The organism is Halosolutus halophilus, from assembly GCF_022869805.1.
Taxonomy (GTDB): domain Archaea; phylum Halobacteriota; class Halobacteria; order Halobacteriales; family Natrialbaceae; genus Halosolutus; species Halosolutus halophilus.
In genome coordinates, this window is record NZ_CP094974.1 from 2,871,375 (window position 1) to 2,888,788 (window position 17,414).

Annotated in this window: 17 protein-coding genes; 15 read left to right on the forward strand and 2 right to left on the reverse strand. The window is 66.4% G+C overall.

Annotation, left to right across the window (positions count from 1 at the left end):
- Positions 1 to 74: 74 nt before the first annotated feature.
- Positions 75 to 1,070 carry a hypothetical protein gene (locus MUG98_RS14050; RefSeq protein ID WP_265108070.1) on the forward strand — a complete coding sequence of 332 codons (996 nt, stop codon included), beginning with the start codon at positions 75 to 77 and terminating at the stop codon, positions 1,068 to 1,070.
- An 89-nt stretch (positions 1,071 to 1,159) separates the two neighbouring features.
- Here the strand turns inward: MUG98_RS14050 and MUG98_RS14055 are convergent, their stop codons facing one another.
- A complete protein-coding gene (locus MUG98_RS14055) occupies positions 1,160 to 2,323 on the reverse strand; it encodes a cystathionine gamma-synthase (protein WP_265108071.1) in 1,164 nt (387 codons plus the stop codon).
- Between the two features lie 176 nt (positions 2,324 to 2,499).
- Between MUG98_RS14055 and MUG98_RS14060 the strand changes: the two genes are divergently transcribed.
- The 13 genes from MUG98_RS14060 (at position 2,500) to MUG98_RS14120 (ending at position 15,272) form a co-directional block, all read left to right on the forward strand.
- Positions 2,500 to 3,891 (forward strand): selenium-binding family protein, encoded by a 1,392-nt coding sequence (locus MUG98_RS14060; protein WP_265108072.1) that lies wholly within the window; start codon positions 2,500 to 2,502, stop codon positions 3,889 to 3,891.
- A gap of 1 nt (position 3,892) precedes the next feature.
- On the forward strand, positions 3,893 to 4,729 hold the full coding sequence (locus MUG98_RS14065; protein WP_265108073.1) for a hypothetical protein: 837 nt from the start codon (positions 3,893 to 3,895) through the stop codon (positions 4,727 to 4,729).
- 125 nt (positions 4,730 to 4,854) lie between these two features.
- The gene (locus MUG98_RS14070) at positions 4,855 to 5,163 is read left to right on the forward strand and encodes a 50S ribosomal protein L21e (RefSeq protein WP_265108074.1); all 309 of its coding nucleotides are present in this window, start codon (positions 4,855 to 4,857) and stop codon (positions 5,161 to 5,163) included.
- Positions 5,164 to 5,173: 10 nt separating this feature from the next.
- Complete coding sequence (locus MUG98_RS14075) at positions 5,174 to 5,530, forward strand: RNA polymerase Rpb4 family protein (RefSeq protein ID WP_265108075.1); 357 nt, start codon at positions 5,174 to 5,176, stop codon at positions 5,528 to 5,530.
- Between the two features lie 309 nt (positions 5,531 to 5,839).
- The gene (locus MUG98_RS14080; protein WP_265108076.1) at positions 5,840 to 7,096 is read left to right on the forward strand and encodes an MgtC/SapB family protein; all 1,257 of its coding nucleotides are present in this window, start codon (positions 5,840 to 5,842) and stop codon (positions 7,094 to 7,096) included.
- 105 nt (positions 7,097 to 7,201) lie between these two features.
- Entirely contained in the window at positions 7,202 to 7,792 is a 591-nt protein-coding gene (locus MUG98_RS14085) for a DUF655 domain-containing protein (protein ID WP_265108077.1), read from the forward strand.
- Between the two features lie 198 nt (positions 7,793 to 7,990).
- Positions 7,991 to 8,827, forward strand: a complete 837-nt coding sequence (locus MUG98_RS14090) for a 16S ribosomal RNA methyltransferase A (RefSeq protein ID WP_265108078.1) — start codon at positions 7,991 to 7,993, stop codon at positions 8,825 to 8,827.
- Between the two features lie 91 nt (positions 8,828 to 8,918).
- Positions 8,919 to 10,127, forward strand: coding sequence for a mechanosensitive ion channel family protein (locus tag MUG98_RS14095; protein WP_265108079.1), 1,209 nt, complete (start codon positions 8,919 to 8,921; stop codon positions 10,125 to 10,127).
- A complete protein-coding gene (locus MUG98_RS14100; RefSeq protein ID WP_265108080.1) occupies positions 10,128 to 10,700 on the forward strand; it encodes a HemK2/MTQ2 family protein methyltransferase in 573 nt (190 codons plus the stop codon).
- Positions 10,701 to 10,745: 45 nt separating this feature from the next.
- A complete protein-coding gene (locus MUG98_RS14105; RefSeq protein WP_265108081.1) occupies positions 10,746 to 11,963 on the forward strand; it encodes an outer membrane protein assembly factor BamB family protein in 1,218 nt (405 codons plus the stop codon).
- A 171-nt stretch (positions 11,964 to 12,134) separates the two neighbouring features.
- A complete protein-coding gene (locus MUG98_RS14110; protein WP_265108082.1) occupies positions 12,135 to 13,163 on the forward strand; it encodes a 5-methyltetrahydropteroyltriglutamate--homocysteine methyltransferase in 1,029 nt (342 codons plus the stop codon).
- Complete coding sequence (locus tag MUG98_RS14115; RefSeq protein ID WP_265108083.1) at positions 13,160 to 14,236, forward strand: methionine synthase; 1,077 nt, start codon at positions 13,160 to 13,162, stop codon at positions 14,234 to 14,236. Before MUG98_RS14110 ends, MUG98_RS14115 begins: the two co-directional genes overlap by 4 nt.
- A gap of 64 nt (positions 14,237 to 14,300) precedes the next feature.
- A complete protein-coding gene (locus MUG98_RS14120; protein WP_265108084.1) occupies positions 14,301 to 15,272 on the forward strand; it encodes a carbohydrate kinase family protein in 972 nt (323 codons plus the stop codon).
- A 19-nt stretch (positions 15,273 to 15,291) separates the two neighbouring features.
- On the opposite strand, the gene MUG98_RS14125 is transcribed toward MUG98_RS14120, so the two are convergent.
- On the reverse strand, positions 15,292 to 16,131 hold the full coding sequence (locus MUG98_RS14125; protein WP_265108085.1) for a DUF8054 domain-containing protein: 840 nt from the start codon (positions 16,129 to 16,131) through the stop codon (positions 15,292 to 15,294).
- A 202-nt stretch (positions 16,132 to 16,333) separates the two neighbouring features.
- Between MUG98_RS14125 and MUG98_RS14130 the strand changes: the two genes are divergently transcribed.
- On the forward strand, positions 16,334 to 17,410 hold the full coding sequence (locus tag MUG98_RS14130; protein ID WP_265108086.1) for a TrmB family transcriptional regulator: 1,077 nt from the start codon (positions 16,334 to 16,336) through the stop codon (positions 17,408 to 17,410).
- Positions 17,411 to 17,414 lie beyond the last annotated feature (4 nt).

Consider the following 17,414-nt stretch of genomic DNA (forward strand, 5'->3'; position numbering starts at 1 on the left):
TCCAGTTCGGCCTGTATTGCGCCACTATTTTCCTTCGATAGTTTTAATAATATTATATACGAAGAGTTTCGTACGTGACGAGCGAACACCTCCAATCAGAACCCGCCGGACGAGACGAACCGGTTGCCGCAGTTCGCCAGCAGGACCTCCCCGAATCGATCGTCCCACTGCTCGAAGAGTACGACGACGCCATCGGGAACAGGGATCCGTACCTCTGGCGGTGGCTCACCCATCTCTTCCCGCAGTTCACGCTCTCGTGCGTCGCCGACGACCACGCCGAGCGCGCCCAGGACGCGAAACTGCTCTCGTCGCTGTTCGTCACCGTCGTCGACGACATCGCCGAGAAACGCGGCGATCGGGCCACGTTCGAAGAGGCGATCAAGATCCCGTTCGACTACTGTCGTGCCGATCCGGACCGGCGCGGCGTCGATGCCGAAGCGATTCGATTTCTCCGGACCGTCTGGACGGAGTTCTCGACGACGATCGAGGACAGCCCCCGCCTCGGGGAATTCGGCGACGTCCTGCAGTTCGACCTGCGACAGGTCCTGCAAGCGATCGAGTACGCGAGACTGGCCGGGTCACACCTCGAACTCGTCTCGGAGCGGGACCTCTGGCGGCACGACGTCCACAACATGATGGTCTTCGTCTACGCGGACCTCGACCTCGTGAACGCGCCGTCGTTCGACGCGAGCGAACTCGGGGCGCTACGGCGACTGGTTCGGCACACGGAGCGGATGGCCCGGATCTGCAACTGGCTCGTTACCTGGGAGCGAGAACTCACCGAGGGAGACCCCATCTCGGGGGTCGTCATCCGCGCGCTCGAGGCCGGCATTGTCTCAGTCGATCAGCTTCGAGCCGTTCAGTCGTCACCCGCCCCGGAGACCGTCGACCCGGTGATCGAGGCGGTCAGGGACAGCGATATCGACGCCCAGTTCCTCGCGCGCTGGCAGGACGAGTACGACGAGGCGGTGACGCTCGACGCCGACCTCGACTCCGTCGACGTGGACGCCTATCTCGCGGCCTTCGAGCGAATCCTGGTCTATCACGTCGAGAGCGACGGCCTGCTGTGAGTCGGATCACCGCTCGAGACGCCGGAGGGGACCTCGAACGTCGAACCACCGGTTCGTTCCGGGCCGATCGCGTCCGTCCCCGACGGTGACTACCCGAGCGCGCGCTCGATCGCGGCGTCGAGGTCGGCGATCAGGTCGTCGACGTGCTCGATGCCGACGCTCACCCGAATGAGGCTATCCGTCAGACCGGCCTCGAGACGCTCCTCGCGCGGGATCGCGGCGTGAGTCATCGGCGCGGGCTGTTCGATCAGACTCTCCACGCCGCCGAGACTCTCTGCCAGCGTGAAGACCTCGGTGTTCGAGACGACCGCGCTCGCCTCCTCGAGACTCGCGTCGAGTTCGAAACTCAGCATGCCGCCGAAGTCGTCCATCTGCTCGCGGGCGATCTCGTGGCCGGGATGTGAATCGAGGCCCGGATAGTAGACCCGATCGACGTCGGGGTGGTCGTCGAGCCAGTCGGCGATGCCGCGGGCGTTCTCGCAGTGGCGGTCCATGCGGACGGGCAGCGTCTTGGTCCCCCGGAGCACGAGGAACGACTCGAACGGGCCGGGCGTCGCGCCGACGGAGTTCTGGTAGAAGCCGAACCGCTCGTCCAGATCCGCGTCGTTCGTCAGCAGCGCGCCGCCGACGACGTCGGAGTGACCGCCGAGGTACTTGGTCAGCGAGTGCGAGACGACGTCGGCCCCGAGATCGAGCGGTCGCTGGAGGTACGGCGTCGCGAACGTGTTGTCGATCGCACAGAGCGCGTCGTTCGCGTGGGCGAGTTCGGCCGCGCCCTCGATGTCGACGATCGACATGAGCGGATTGGTGGGCGTCTCGAGCCAGAGCAGTTCCGTCTCCGGCCTGAACGCCGACTCGATCTCGTCGAGGTCGGTCATGTCGACGAACGAGAACTCGAGGTCGTAGTCCTCGTACACCTGTGTGAAGATGCGATGGGTGCCGCCGTAGACGTCGGTGCCCGTCACCACGTGGTCACCCGCCTCGAGCAGGTTGAGGACGGTGTTGATCGACGCCATGCCGCTCGAGAAACAGCGGCCGTGGTCGGCGTTCTCGAGGCTCGCGAGGTTCTCCTCGAGGTCGGTCCGGGTCGGGTTCCCCGTCCGCGAGTACTCGTAGCCGCGGTGGTCGCCGGGGGCGTCCTGTTCGTACGTCGAGTTGGCGAAGATCGGTGTCATCAGCGCCCCCGTCTCCTCGTCGGGCTCCTGGCCGGCGTGGATCGATCGAGTCTCGATCCGGAACTGGTCGTCGTCCATACGCGGGCCGAGGCGGCGGAGGTAAGTTATACTGACGACTCTGCCGCAAGGGGTCGCTCACCGAGTATCGACCCGCCCTTTACTCCGGGGGACGGGTCCGTAGAAAACAGGACTGAAGGTTTGCAAATGTGTTTCTATAATATTTATTTATGTAGTCCAGCCGCGTATCGTACCGTATGGGCTCTAGCTCAGAACACCACAGCCACGCCCACGGCGAACACGAGCACCATGCCAGCGACGTGGGCTATGCAACGCCGCAAGCCGCCATCGAGCAGGCGGCCCGCGAGACCATCGGGTACGTGTCGGCCCTCTACGTCGGGACGGACCTCGACGCCCGCGACATGCTGACGGTCGTCGACCTCGACCCCGACTCGGAGACGTACTGCGAGATCATCGATCGGATCGAGATGCCGGTCCAGGGCGACGAACTCCACCACTTCGGCTGGAACGCCTGTTCCTCGTCCTGCCACGTCGAGGGCGCACAGCGGCGGTACCTCGTCGTTCCCGGCAACCGATCGTCCCGGATCCACATCGTCGACACCGACGACCGCGAGAACCCCGAACTCGTGAAGGTGATCGAACCCGAGGAGGTATTCGAACACGACCTCTCGGCGCCCCACACCGTCCACTGCATCCCGGACGAGAAGATCATGATCAGCATGCTCGGGAACGCGGACGGCGACCTCCCGGGGGGCTTCCTCCTCCTCGATTCGGACTTCGAGGTCGAGGGTCGCTGGGACACGCCCGGCGACATCGAGATGAACTACGACTTCTGGTACCAGCCGCGCCGGAACGTGATGGTCTCGAGCGAGTGGGCTGCACCCGCGACCTACCAGCCGGGATTCGATCTCGAGGACGTCGAAGCCGGAAAGTACGGCCAGAAGCTCCACTTCTGGAACTGGGAAGACCGGACGGTGGAGCAGACGATCGATCTCGGCGAAGAAGGGATGGTCCCGCTCGAGGTGCGGTTCCTGCACAGCCCTGACTCCGACCACGCCTACGTCGGCGCTGCGCTCTCGTCGAACATGTTCCACCTGTACAAGGAGGACGGGGAATGGCAGGCAAGCAAGGTTATCGACGTCGAACCGCGCGAGCACGAGGACTGGGACATGCCGGTCCCCGGCCTCATCACCGACGTCGTGATCTCGATGGACGATCAGTACCTGTTCTTCTCGAACTGGCTCCACGGGGAGGTCCGCATGTACGACATCTCCGACCGGACGAACCCACGACTGGTCGACACGGTCTCCGTCGGCGGCCTCTTCAGCGATCGCCAGGAGGTGAACGGGCGGACGATCAACGCCGGCCCGCAGATGCTCCAGCTCTCGCTGGACGGCGAGCGCCTCTACTTCACGACGTCGCTGTACTCGACCTGGGACAACCAGTTCTTCCCCGCGGAGGGCGAGGAGGGCTCGGTCATGCTGAAAGTCGACGTCGATCCCCGCAAGGGGACGATGAGGCTCGACGAGGACTTCCTCGTCGACTTCGGCGAGCTCCCCGACGGGCCCGCTCGTGCCCACGAGATCCGGTGGCCCGAGGGCGACTGCACCAGCGACATCTGGATGTGACGTGCACCGAACAGCCCGCCTCGAACGAATTCGCCCGCCCCGGACGACCGTCGTCGCGATAGCCATCGCACTCGTCGCCCTCTCGATCGGGCCGGCCGTCGCCAGTGCCCACGAGACGGGAGCGAGCGCACAGGGCCACGGAGCCACGGTGCCGTTCCTCGCGGCGATCGGCCTTTCGACCCTGCTCAGCGTCGCGATCGGCCTCGGAGCGGTGCGAGGCTTCCGGTCGAAACTCGCTTGCGATCCCGCCTCCGATCCGGATCGCGACCACGAGCACGGTGACGGCGCGGCGACCCGGATCGTGACGTCGGTCCTGCTGATCCTCCTCGGACTCCTGGCGCTGCTGTCGGTCGTCGGTCAGTACGCGGCCGTCGCGATCGGCGGCGGACTCCTGGGCGGCACGGTCGCGTGGGCCGGTCGCGCCCGGGGCGTCTCGCCGCACGACGGCTGTGCCGACGCCGCGTTCGGCGCGATCGCGCTCCACCGATCGGTCGAAGGCGTCCTTGTCGCGGGGGTCTACGTCGCGAGCGCCGCGCTCGGCCTGGTCGGCTTGGCGGTCCTGACGGTGCACGCGATCGGCGAGACCGTCGCGATCGGCGGCCTGTACGCACCGGTCGGTCGGGGCTGGGCGATCGGGAGCGTCACCGGAGTTAACCTCGGGTTCCTCGCCGGAGCGCTCGTCGGACGGTACCTCATCGGCGTCGTCTCGCCGCCGATCGCGACGGTCGTCCTTGCCGGCGTCGGCGGGGTGCTTCTCGTGACGGGTATCACCGAACTCCGCGCGTCGACGCTTCGACGGGGTCGTCGACTCGACGGGGCAATGCCGGGCCCGGAATAGCAGGGAAGCCGATCGCCTCGCCCGTCAGCGATTGGCGATCGGATCCGGGGCGTCCCGGTTCCCGACCGCGACGACGGCGGAACGTGCGTTTTATAACCATCACCAAGTAAGAGGGGCGTACGACTATGCCGAAATCTAATGGCCCTCGTCAGGGAACCCGGAACAAACTTTCCAACGATCCCCGAGACCGCGGGGGATCGCCGCCGCAGCGAGCGATCCAGGAGTACGACGTCGGACAGAAGGTCCACCTGAAGATCGACCCGAGCGTCCCGGACGGCCGCTTCCACCCGCGTTTCGACGGTCACACCGGCGAGGTCGTCGGGAAACAGGGGAAGGCGTTCAAGATCGAGATCAACGACCGCGGCAAGGCCAAGACGCTCATCGTGACCGCTGCCCACCTGCGTGCCCAGGACCAGGACCAGGTCGACGTCTGAGCCAGGACCCATGACGATCTTCAAAGAGATCGTCGACGAGGAGTTCCTGACGGTCTCGGAAACGAAGGAGCTGCTCGCCGACATCGAAGCCGAACGCGCACTGGACGAGGACCGCGAGCTGCGCTACGAACTCGCACGAGCGATCGAACACGTCAACCGGTTCACCACGCTCGAACCCGAGGAGGCACAGGCGCTGGTCGACGACCTGCAGGAACTCGAGAAGGTCGACGAACCGACGGCGTACAAGATCGGGAACCTCCTGCCGCGCGACCGGGACGAACTTCGATCGGTGTACGCACAGCAACGGTACTCGCTGTCAGGGGACGAACTCGACGAGATTCTCAACATCGTCGCGCAGTATCGCTAAGAGCGACCTCGTTCGGAGCCGCTGGTTCTACGATCGCTGGCCCGTCTGCAGGTACCGCTCCACCGTGATCGAACGGGTCGAGAACCGGAGACGTCGGTAGTGGTCAGTATTCGAGGGAAATATCGGCGAACGGGCCGCACTGCGTAACGCCGAATTTCGGGCTACCGTTTCGATCTGAATCCGATCGTCATCAGAGACGATGTAGAAGTACGCCGCGTCGTCGGAGTGACCCGGGCACTCGAACTGGAGTCTTCGGACCGGAGGATCGGTCCGATAGTTTGACTGAAGCGGGAGCGAAAGGACGAACGAATGGTCGACCCGACTACCGAGCCACTGTTAGTGCTCGTCTCGCGTATCGCTGTGGCGTTCGGTATCGGGGCACTCATCGGACTGGAGCGGGAACGAAGCGAATCCGGCGGGACGTTCGCAGGCAGTCGCACGTTCCCGTTGTTCGCCATCTTCGGGGCGCTCGTTCAGGCGTTCTTTCCGGACCTGCTTCCCGTCGCACTGATCGCTCTCGCCCTTCCGCTGACCGTGGCGTACGGCGGAAAGATCATGACGGAAGGTGATCTCGGGTTGACGACCCTGACCGCCGCACTCCTCACCGTCGTCCTCGGAGCGCTGGCGACCCACTCACACCGTGGAATGGTGCTCTCGATCATCGCGGGCGGCGTCGTCACGGCCCTCCTCTCCGCCAAGGGGACGATTCACGGATTCGTCGATCGGATCGACGAGAGCGAACGACGGGCCTCGGTCAAATTCGTTCTCGTCGTGTTGGTCGTCCTCCCGCTGCTCCCCGATCGCGAACTCGCTGTCCTGTTCGGGCTCAATCCGCGGTTTGTCTGGCTCATGGTCGTCTTCGTCACCGGGTTGAGTTTCGTCGCCTACGTCCTGAGCCGGACCGTCGGTGCCGAGCGCGGCATCGCGTTAACCGGGGTTCTCGGCGGGTTCGTTTCCTCGACTGCGACGACGGTTTCGATGGCCGAACGATCGACGGACGCCCCCTCGCTCTATCGAATCTGTGCGTTCTCGACGGTCATCGCGTCGATCGTGATGTTTCCACGGGCGGCAGTCGAAATCGCGGTCGTCAATCCGGCGTTGCTCCCCCACGTCGCGGTTCCACTTGGTGCGATGACGGTGACTGGCACCCTCGTGGCCGGCCTCGTCTACTGGCGGTCTACCCCGGAGTCCGCGATCGAGACCGACGTCGAAAACCCGTTCCGGTTGCGACCCGCGCTATTCTTCGGGGTCGTCTTCGCCGGGGTCTTGCTGGTGTCCGAGTCCGCACACTCGTGGGTCGGTGCGTCCGGCGTCTACGTGACGGCGTTTCTCTCGGGGCTCGCCGACGTCGACGCGATCTCGATCACGTTGAGCAGACTCGCGGCGGAGGGAGCGATCTCCCAGCAGGTAGCGACGACGGGGATCGTCATCGGGGCGATCGCGAACACCCTCGTCAAAGCAGGGCTCGCGTGGCTGCTCGGAACGCGACGCCTCGCACTCCTGGTAACGGCGATACTCGGGGTCGTCTCGGTCGTCGGCCTCGGATTCGCTCTCGTACAGTTCTGATCGACCACGGCGCCGGGCGGCAGTCGAACGTCGAAAACGAGAGGCGCCGGTCTCCGTTGAGAGCGGGCCGACTCTTTAAGTACGCCGTCACCGTATCGACAACTAATGAGCGAAGCCGACAGCGACGAGATGGACGTTCGGCGTGCGGTCGTGTTGGACTACCTCGCACACGGACTGTCGGACGACGGCCGTCCGCAGTACGAGAAGTCACCGGCAGGGTACGCGCTGGGGGTCGAGGACTTCCGACTCTATCAGGTTGCGTTCGACGAGGACGAACGGCTGACGATCGGCAGCGAGGTCGTGGTCGAACCGCCCGAGGAGCGCGACGTCGTCACCGAGGCCCACCGCGTCGAGTACGCGGACCTCTCCTCGGGTGCCCAGTCGGAACTGGAGTACGTCGTCGCCGACCTCGTCGAGGAGAACGAGGAGCGGTTCGTCGACTTCTACAACGACGCCCAGCCGATCACGCTGCGACTCCACCAGTTGAACCTCCTGCCGGGAATCGGGAAGAAGCTCCGGAACAGCATCCTCGACGAGCGCAAGCGCAAGCGCTTCGAGAACTTCGAGGACCTCACCGATCGGGTCTCGGGGCTGCACGATCCCGACGAGATCCTCGTCGAACGCATCCTGGAGGAACTGCGCGACGACGATCTGAAGTACCAGACGTTCGTCGGGCGGCGCGAACAGACGCAATAAGAAGGGGGCGCCAGCCAACGGTTCTGCTAATCGTCTCTCGGACCGGTAGTGAACGACGGTACAGTTCATGAACCGACGACACAGTATAGCCCCGATAGCAGCAATCATTTTGATAGATACTCGGCCGGCGTCGCAGACGATCGCACCGCCGACGTCGAAGACGGTGCGTTTACACCCGTTCCGTCCCAAGCGCCGGCAATGAGAGATCCAGACGGACTGATCGCCCGGGCGGGCGTGCGCGGCGATCCCGACCGCGATCAGCACTTCCTCGTCGACGATCGCGTCCTCGATCGACTGCCGACCTATCTCGAGGCGATCGACGCCGACGCGAGCCACGTCCTCGAGATCGGCGGCGGGACTGGCGCGCTGACCGATCGGCTGCTCGCGGTCGCCGACGAGGTCACCGTCGTCGAGCGCGATCGTGATCTCGCGGCCTTCCTGCGGGAAGAGTTCGCCGACGCGATCGACGCGGGACGGCTGACGGTGATCGAGGGCGACGCCCTCGAGGTCGACCTCCCCGCGTTCACCGCGTCGGTGTCGAACCTGCCCTACGGCGTCTCGAGCGAGATTACCTTTCGACTGCTCCCCGAAGGGCGGCCGCTCGTCCTGATGTTCCAGCGAGAGTTCGCCGAGCGGATGGTCGCCGATCCCGGAACCGCCGAGTACGGGCGGCTCTCGGTCTCGACGCAGCACTACGCGGCACCGGAACTCGTCGAGACGGTGCCGAAGGAGGCGTTCTCGCCGCCGCCGGCGGTCGAGAGCGCGGTGGTCAGACTGATCCCGCGCGACCCGGACTACGAGATCGGCGACGAGGAGTTCTTCCTGCGGTTCGTCAAGGCGCTGTTCACCCAGCGCCGGAAGACGGTCCGGAACGGCATCCGGAACACGGCCCACATCACGGGACTCGACGATCCCGACGCGGTCGTCGACGCGGCGGACGACGAACTGCTGCAGAAACGACCGGACGCGATGGCTCCCGCCGAGTTCGCGGCGCTGGCCACGCTGGCGATCGAGGTCGGTGAGCCGACGGCGTGATCGCACCTGTCAACTGATCGACCCCGACCGGCCCTGACCGACGGATACTCAAAGCTGCACGAACGAATCGATCGACAGATCACACAGATTCATGACCGTCGTCCTGACGGGGCTCGACTGGCTGTCGGAGACCATCGATTCGCAACCCCTCCGGCTCGCGGTGACCTTCGCGGCCGTCGGGTTCCTGGTAGCCGTGTTGCTCTTTTCCCGCTGGCTGCAGGCGTGGCTCAACGAGCGCACGCGGCCGCTGTACAGCGACATCGTCACGATGGCCGTGCTCACCGCGGGCTGCGTCGTGAGTCTCGGCGTCGTCGTCGGCGTCTGGGGCCAGACCGAGACCCTGCAGACCACCTACCAGAACTACGGGCTCGACAGCAACGCGATCGCCCGGTCGATCGTCACGTTCATCCTCCTCGTCGCGACGTTCATCGTCACGCGGTTCGTCCGGCGCGTGATCGCGGAGATCCTCGGCTCGGCCGCGGCGGTGACCGACCACCAGCGCGAGGTCACGCACCGCCTCTCGCAGGTGATCATCTGGTCGGTGGCGCTCGTCGTAATCCTCGGAGTCTGGGTCGACGACCTCGGCGGACTGCTGGTCGGGGCCGGCTTCCTCGGGATCGTCGTCGGTATGGCCGCGCGCCAGACGCTCGGGACGATGCTCGCCGGCTTCGTCCTGATGTTCGCCCGGCCGTTCGAGATCGGCGACTGGATCGAGATCGAGGACGAGGAGGGGATCGTCACCGACATTTCGATCGTCAACACCCGCCTCAAGTCCTTCGACGGCGAGTACATCATGATCCCCAACGACGTCATCGCCTCGAGTACGGTGACGAACCGATCGAAACGGGGACGGCTCCGCATCGAAGTCGAGGTCGGCGTCGACTACGGGACGGACGTCGATCGGGCCGCAGCGCTCGCCGAGGACGCGGTCGGGGACATCGATCTGGTTCTCGACGCACCGTCGCCGGGGGTCGTCGCCAAGACGTTCGGCGACTCGGCGGTGGTGCTCGGGGTCCGGTTCTGGATCGACAGGCCGAGTGCACGCCGCCACTGGCGGGCACGGACCGCCGCGATCAACGCGATCAAGCGGGCCTTCGAGGACGAGGGGGTGAAGATCCCCTATCCGCAGCGCGAACTCTCCGGCCGCGCCGAAACCGGCGGGTTCCGGATCGCGGACGGCCCGGAGGATGCGATCGACGCCCGGGAAGCCGCATCGGAAGGCAACGGCACCGCGTCCAGGACGGACGGCGACGGCCCCGAATCCGAGAGCCGCCAGATGGCACCATCGGGGGGTGAGTAGATGGATCTCCAGGACCGGCGAGGGCTCGAACGCGACGTGTACCAGCCCGCCGAGGACTCGGCGCTGCTGGCCGAGACCGCCTCCGAACGGCTCGACGACGACGCGCTCGTGCTGGAGGTCGGCACCGGATCGGGCTACGTCGCGAGCCGGATCGCCGAGGAAACCGGCGCCCGCGTGATCGCCTCGGACCTGAACCCACGCGCCGTCCGGCAGGCCCGCGGCGAGGGCGTCGAGACGGTCCGGGCGGACCTCGTCGAACCCTTCGCGGCCGAGTCGTTCGACGCGGTGGCGTTCAACCCGCCCTACCTGCCGACGGATCCCGACAACGAGTGGGACGACTGGATGGAACGCGCCCTCTCGGGGGGCGAAGACGGCCGGGCCGTCATCGATCCGTTCCTCGCGACCGTCGGCCGCGTGCTGGCACCCGACGGCGTCGTCTACCTGCTCGTCAGCAGCCTCACCGGCGTCGACGACGTGGTCGAGCGCGCGGGCGAGGAGGGGTTCAGCGCCGTCGCCGTCGCCGACGAGTCGTTCCCGTTCGAGACGCTGACGGTGCTCGAATTGCTGCGCTGACCCGGGTCCGAAGATATTTGTCGGTTCGCTCGGAACGTCGGGAATATGTCTCCGTCACGACGCGCCCTCCTGACGAGCGTCGGTGCCGCGAGCGCGACGATCGCGGGGTGTTCGGAACTCTCGCGAGAGGTAACGACGCCCGATCCCGACGAGCCGCCGGAGTCGGGCGTCGACGAACTTCCGGACCCGGACGGCCACGTATACGGCGCGAACGGCGAGTGGTCGACGTTCGGCTGTAACGCCGCCCACACCCGGGCGGTCGCCGACGGCGAAGCGCCGGTCGACGGAGTGACCGAGCGCTGGCGGGTAGAAGTCGCACATTCTGCCTATCAGGAACCCGTCGTCGCGGACGATCGCGTCTACTTCCTCGACGTGGACACGCTCCGGGTCTTCGACGCTGACGACGGCGAGGAACGCTGGACGATCGCCAGCGTCGATTCCCCGCCGCTGCTCTGGGACGGCGTCGCCTACGTTTCCATCGGCGACGCGGTTCGCGCGATCGATTCCGAGAGCGGCGAGACGCTGTGGGAGCGCACGTTCGAGACGCCGGGCCGGGTGGCGACACCGGCCACGTACGACGGGTCTGCGCTGATCTGTGGGGTGGGCGAGCAAGTCGTCTCGCTCGATCCCGAGAACGGCGACGTCCAGTGGCGACGGGACGTCTTCGGACAGGTGATCGATCACGCCGCGATCGTTATGGGATACTCCTGGATCGTCGCCACGGAGGCCGGGATGGTCTACGCCCTCGGCGACGACGGCCGCGGCAGGAGGCGGTGGCAACTTCCCGCGGAGCCGATGTCTCCCCCGACCGTCGACAGCGACACGGTCTACGTCAACTGTTGGAACGGAAGTACGTACGCGCTGGCGATGGGCGCGGATGCGGACACCGCGGATGGCATCCAGTGGTCGATCGAGACCGGCTCGGCACAACGCGGGATCGCCCTCGCCGACGGCGTCGTCTTCGTCAACGGCCGATCGCTCCAGGCCATCAGTTCGGGGTCCGGAACCCGATACTGGGAGTACGAGATCGGCGACTGGCAGCACACCGCGCCGGCGTTCGGTCGCGACACCCTGTTCGTCGGCGGCGATCGGCTCCGGGCTCTCGATCCGACGCCCGGCGACGGTCCGGATGGCGGGCCGGCACTCCGATTCGATCGGGAATTCGCCGGTCGGGTCGGGCCCGGGCCGGTCCTGGACGACGGGACGCTGTACCTCGTCGCGGAGGTCGACGACGAGACGTACGCGCTACTGGCGCTCGATTGACATTCCCGCCTCAGGACGGAGCGTTCTCCTCGCACTTCCGTACGAGACCGTCGGTCGGCGTACCGCGTGCACTACTACCGGAACCGCCGCCACCGTCCTGAAGGAATTACTACTGCGTATTAGACGGGATGGAAAATATTAAGCGTCGGTATAGCCTAGCCCGCCTCACGAATGACTGATTACGTCTCGACCACGCCGGGGCTCTATCCACTCCCGGACTGGGCGAAAGACGACCTCTCGAACCTCAAGGGTCACCAGAAACACGATCTCGTCAGCGGCGACGAGGGCGAGGAGATCACCGCGACCTACGAGGCGGCCCGCGAGGAAGTGATCGACGTACAGCAGGAGGCGGGGCTCGATCGGATCGTCGAAGGGCAACTCCGCTGGGACGACATGCTCGCCCATCCGCTGGCCGTCCACGACGCCGTCGAAACGCGCGGAATCGTCCGCTACTACGACAACAACAACTTCTACCGGGAACCCGTCGTTCGGGGCGACCTCGGCTTCTCCGGTGACGTCGCCGGTGAACTCGAGTCGGCGGCGGAACTGGCCGACGGCGACGACCTGCAGGCCGTCCTCCCCGGCCCGTACTCGCTGGCCGATCTCGCCACCGACGAACACTACGGCGACGAGGCCGCGTTCCTCGACGCGATCGCCGACTTCCTCGCGGGAGAGGTCGACGCCTTCCCCGCCCACGAGACGCTGTTCCTGCTCGAACCCTCGCTCGTCGAGTCGGCCCCCGAGGACGGCGTCGACGGGGCGGCTGCTGCCGCCGGACCAGAGCGCGCCAGCGAGGCGATCGATCGGGTCGCGGGCGCGACCGACGCCGACGTCGTCGTCCAGCCCTACTGGGGTGCACTCGAGGAAAAGGTCTACGCGCACCTGCTCGACGCCGATATCGACGCGGTCGGCTTCGACTTCGTCGCGAACCGGGACGACAACCTCTACAACATCCAGGAGTACGGCGCGACCGACGGCGTCTCGCTGGGGCTCGCCGACGGGCAGAACACGCTCGTCGAGGACCCCGAAGCGATCCGCGACCGGGTCGACTGGGTGTACGATCAGCTTCCCGTCACGGAGTTCGAGACGGTCTACCTGACCACGAACACGGAGACGTTCTACCTACCCTACGGCAAGTTCGAGGAGAAACTCGAGGCGCTCGGAGAAGCCGCGGACCTCGCGGAGGTGAAAGCAGCATGAGCACCAACGAAAACAAAGATCAGTTCCGACAGCCCGATCACGACAACGACCACTTCCTGCTGACGACCGTCGTCGGCTCCTACCCGAAGCCCAAGTGGCTCAACCGGGCGAAAGAGCTCTACGAGGACGAGGAGAGCGACTTCGACGAGGAGGACTGGCAGGAAGCCAAAGACGACGCCGCCCGCCTCATCACGAACGAACACGAACGCGCCGGACTCGACGCCGTCGTCGACGGCGAGATGCGGCGCAACGAGATGGTCGAGTTCTTCGCCCACCGCATCGAGGGCTACGAGTTCAACGGCCCCGTCAAGGTCTGGGGACACAACTACTTCGACAAGCCGAGCGTCGTCAGCGAGGTCGAGTACGACGAAAACTGGCTCGTCGACGAGTACGAGTTTACCGCCAGCACCACCGACCGCCCCGTGAAGGTCCCGATCACGGGCCCCTACACCCTCGCGAGCTGGTCGTTCAACGAGGCCTACGACGAGGACGAGGAACTCGCCTACGACCTCGCCGACCTCGTCAACGAGGAGATCGAGAAGCTCGTCGACGCCGGTGCCCGGTACATCCAGATCGACGAGCCCGCGCTCGCGACCACGCCCGACGACCACGCCATCGTCGGCGAGGCGCTCGAACACATCGTCGCCGACATTCCCGAGGAAGTCCGCATCGGCCTCCACGTCTGTTACGGCGACTACTCTCGCATCTACCCCGAGATGCTCGAGTTCCCGGTCGACGAGTTCGACCTCGAACTCGCCAACGGCGACTACGAGCAACTGGACGTGTTCAAGGACCCCGCGTTCGATAAAGACCTGGCGCTCGGCGTCTGCGACGTCCACGTTGCCGAGGTCGAATCCGTCGAGCAGATGGAAGAAAACATCAAGAAGGGACTGGAAGTCGTCCCGCCGGAACAACTCGTCGTCTCGCCCGACTGCGGCGTGAAGCTGCTCCCGCGCGAGGTCGCCTACGGCAAGATGGAGAACATGGTGCAGGCGGCTCGCAACGTCGAACGGGACCTCGACGAGGGCAATATCGACGTCGAACGCAGTACCGCTGCACCTGCGGACGACTGATCGCGGACGCGACTGCCGATCGCGTTCCCGAAACCATTATCGGGAGTCGATCGAAGGACGCGCCATGAACCGCGAGAACGAGATCCTGGTCGCCGGCGAGGCGCTGATCGACTTCCTTCCCGAGGAACCCGGCCCGATCGCGGCGGTCGAGGGGTTCGATCGCCGACCCGGCGGCGCACCGGCGAACGTCGCCGTGGCGCTCGCTCGGCTGGGGGACGCGCCGCTGTTCTGGACGCGCGTCGGTGACGACCCCTTCGGACGATACCTCCACGAAACGCTCGCGGCGTACGGCCTCCCCGAGCGATTCCTCGAACTCGATCCCGACGCGAAGACCTCGCTCGCGTTCGTCACCCACGACGAGACCGGCGATCGGGAGTTCTCGTTCTACCGGGACGGGACCGCAGACACCCGCCTCGAGCCGGGCCGGATCGACGACGCCGTGCTCGCGGATCTCGAGTGGATCCACGCCGGCGGCGTGGCGCTCTCAGGCGGTCGGTCCCGCGAGGCGACCCTCGACCTGCTCGATCGGGCCGCCGACCGCGACTGTACGGTCTCGTTCGACCCGAACGAGCGGCCGGAGCTGTGGCCGGACGCGGACACCTACCGGACCGTCGTCCGGGAGGCGCTCTCGAACGTGGACGTGCTGAAAGCGACGGCGGGCGAACTCTCGCGGCTCGGCTTCGAGGGCGAGTCCGCCGAGGCGATCGCCCGGGATGCGATGGCGGTCGGGCCGGAGGTCGTGTTCGTCACCCGCGGCGACGCGGGTGCGATCGCCGTCGCCGCGGACGAGACGTCGTGGGACGGGATCGCGCGTCATCCCGGCTACGATCCCGACGTCGTCGACACGACCGGGGCGGGCGACGCCTTCGTCGCCGGCGCGATCGCGGCACTGCGCGAGGGCCGCGATCTGGCCGCGACGCTCTCCTTTGCCAACGCGGTCGGGGCTGCCGCGACGACGGCCGCCGGTGCGATGGCGGCGCTCCCGGATCGGGAGACCGTCGACTCGATCCGCGAGGGATCGATCGCGGAGGAGTAATCGCGAGTGCGCTCGCTGTTCAGTGCTCCTCGTCGAAAATAAAGAACCGCTCGTTGCAGGCGGGACAGACGAGTTTCTCCGTAGGCGTCTTCCCGATCGGCGTCACCTCGCCGCAGCAACTCGACTGATTGACGGTCAACTCGCCGTCACAGAGCGGACACGCCTCGAGGAGCGAACGCAACGGACGGCCGGCGGCGCGACGGATCGCGCCGGACTCGACGCGGGATTCGAGGGCGCGCGCGGCGGCGAGTTCGGGGATGGCGACCCCCCGTCGGAGCGTGACGGGTTCGACGTCGTCCCCCTCGAGCACCAGGACGGGTCGACCCCAGCCCCGCCTCGTCCGCGCCTCGATCGACGGCGGCGTCTGTTCGTCGGCGACCGCAGCGAGCGTGGCGAGGTCGGCCTCGCGCAGCGTCCGCACCTCGCGGCGCCAGTCGTCCTGGAAGTCGGACGAGAGGTAGATCTCGTCGCCCTCGGCGACGACGGCACCCGCTTCGAGGAGTTCCCCGAGGACCGCTTCGCCGGTCGGTGCAGCAGCGTCCGTGGCCGCGTCCGACGTGTTGCTCGAATCCGACAGCGACCCCGTCCCGCCGGCTGGCTCACCGTAGTCGAACGATTCGATCGGGAGCGCCGCGACGAGACGAGGTGCGAACCGCGGCGTGTACGGGACGACGTAGCCACGGAGGGCGATCGCGCCGGCCCCGACGACCGCGATCGCCGCGGCGGCCGTCCGTCGGCCGAGGATCGCAACTGCGCCGACGAGAACGGACAGCAGGAGACTGTTGGTGACGGTACACGGCCAGCACCGGTTCTCACCGGTGTATTCGGGCCGCCGTACCCGTTCGAGTGGATCGGTCATGCGGCGACCGTTTCCCCCGGATCGCCTTGAGTGTGGCGCCAGCGACAGTCTTTTTTACAACAGGTGTTATATGCTGTCAAGAATGAGCGAAACGGAAACGCACAGGCGACGGTCGTATCGCGCCCCCGCGAGCGGGCCCGATCGCCGGATCGGCGGCCGGTACGGTCGATGGACACCCTCGGTCGCGGGGCGGTGAGTCTCGATGGACAGCGACGAACTCACCGAGACGCTGGAGGACGCCGGCCTCTCGCCGTACCAGGCCGACGCGTTCGTGACGCTGCTGGAGTTCGGGTCGGCGTCGGCGACCGACGTCGCACAGGCCAGTTCGGTGCCCGACCCGCGAATCTACGACGTGCTGCGTGACCTCGAGGACGAGGGGTACATCGAAACCTACGAACAGGACAGCCTGCACGCACGGGCGCACGACCCGGCGGACGTGCTCGCGGACCTGCGATCGCGCGCCACCCGCTTCGAAACCGCGGCCGACGAGATCGAGGATCGCTGGAGTCGGCCGGACATCGAGGATCACAGGGTCAGTATCGTCAAGCGGCTCGATACGGTCCTGACGCAGACGGACGAGTTGATCCGGTCGGCCACGAACCAGGTCCAGATCGGCCTGACGCCCGCCCAGTTCGCCGACCTCTCGGACGCGCTCGCGGTGGCCACCGGGAACGGCGTCGACGTCAAGGTCTGCCTGTTCCCGGCGCTGGACGGGAACCCGGAACTCCCGTCGGTCGACGAACTGTCCCGGACGTGTACGGAAGCGCGGTACCGCGACATCCCCTCGCCGTTTCTCGCGCTGGTCGATCGATCGTGGACGTGTTTCTCGCCGCACGGCAACTCGACGAACGAGTACGGCGTTATCGTCAACGACCGAACCCACTCGTACGTCTTCCACTGGTACTTCCTGACCTGCCTCTGGGAGGTCCAGGAGACGATCTACTCGGCCCGCCGCGAGGAGCCGCCGCTCACCTACGTCGACCTCCGGCAGTGTCTTCAGGAGGTCATGCCGCTGCTCGAGGACGACCGGAAAATCGAGGCGACGATCCACGGCTTCGCGACGGACACGGGCCGCGAGGTAACCCGACACGGAACGATCGTCGACGCCACGTACGCCGGCATCTCCGCGAGCGACGATCGGGCGACGCCCCTCTCGCAGCTGGCCGGTCAGGCTTCACTGACGGTCGTCGACGACGACGAGAGCTTCACCGTCGGCGGCTGGGGCGCGATGATCGAGGACTACGAGGCGGTGCGGATCACGATCGAGTCGATCGAGTGACCGC